The sequence below is a fragment of the Streptomyces caelestis genome, assembly GCF_001279005.1.
Taxonomy (GTDB): Bacteria; Actinomycetota; Actinomycetes; order Streptomycetales; family Streptomycetaceae; genus Streptomyces; species Streptomyces heliomycini.
Genome location: NZ_LGCN01000025.1, coordinates 1 through 1,232, shown reverse-complemented (window position 1 = coordinate 1,232; position 1,232 = coordinate 1). Strand labels below are relative to the sequence as shown.

The 1,232-nt window shown below is 73.4% G+C and carries 1 protein-coding gene; it reads left to right on the top strand.

Annotated features, from left to right (window positions below):
- A partial coding sequence (locus ADK41_RS03465) for a condensation domain-containing protein (RefSeq protein ID WP_245174594.1) occupies window positions 1-1,232 on the top strand: 1,232 nt, incomplete at both ends.

Sequence of the window (1,232 nt, the reverse complement as noted above, 5' to 3'; positions counted from 1 at the left end):
TGAGATCGAGTCGGCGCTCGCCGCCCACCCGTCGGTGGCGCAGGCCGCGGTGGTCGTCCGCGAGGACCGCCCCGGCGACAAACGCCTGGTGGCCTACGTCGTCGGCGACGTCGTCGACACCGCCGCCCTGCGCGCCCACGCGAACGAGACGCTGCCCGACTATATGGTCCCGGCCGCCTTCGTCCTCCTCGACACCCTGCCCCTGACCGCCAACGGCAAGATCGACCGGCGCGCCCTGCCCGCACCCGATCTGAGCGCCGACAGCGCCGGCCGCGCCCCGCGCGACCCGGCCGAAGAGGTGCTGTGCGGCCTGTTCGCCGACGTCCTCGGCCGCCCCTCCGTCACCATCGACGACCACTTCCTGCGCCTCGGCGGACACTCCCTGCTCGCCACCCGGCTCGTCAGCCGCATCCGCACCGCCTTCGGTGTCCGGATCACGGTCCGCGACATGTTCCAGCACCCCACCGTCGCCCAGCTCGCCGAGCTGATCCAGACGAGCAACGGTGACCAGCCGCGCCCCGCGCTGGTCGCGGGTGAGCGCCCCGAACGCCTCCCCCTCTCCTCCGCCCAGCAACGGCTTTGGTTCCTCGACCAGTTGGAGGGCCCGTCACCGACGTACAACATCCCCCTCGCCCTCCGCCTCACCGGCCCCCTCGACGCCGTCGCACTGCGCCACGCCCTCATCGACGTCGTGGGGCGTCACGAGGCCCTGCGCACCGTCTTCCGGACGGCGGACGGCGAGGCGTACCAACTCGTCCTGCCGGCCGATGAGATCGCCGTGCCCCTGCCGGTCGTCCCGGCCGACGAGAACAGTCTGCCCGCGCTGCTCGCCGAGGAGAGCGCCAAGATCTTCGACCTCGCGGTCGGCCTCCCGCTGCGCGCGGCCCTGTTGCGGTTGGCCGACGAGGACCACGTGCTGGTCGTCGTCACCCACCACATCGCCTCCGACGGCTGGTCGAACGCCCCCTTCTTCGCCGACCTCGACCGCGCCTACGCGGCCCGCTCGCGGGGCGCGGCCCCCGAGTGGGCGCCGCTGCCGGTCCAGTACGCCGACTACACCCTCTGGCAGCAGAGGCTGCTGGCGGACGAGCAGTCCCCCCAACTCGACTTCTGGCGCGCGATGCTGGCGGACCTGCCGGAGGAGGCGACGCTGCCGGCCGACCGGCCGCGTCCCGCCGTCGCCTCCTATCGCGGGGCCACCCACGAGGTGACCGTTCCCGCCGTCACGCATG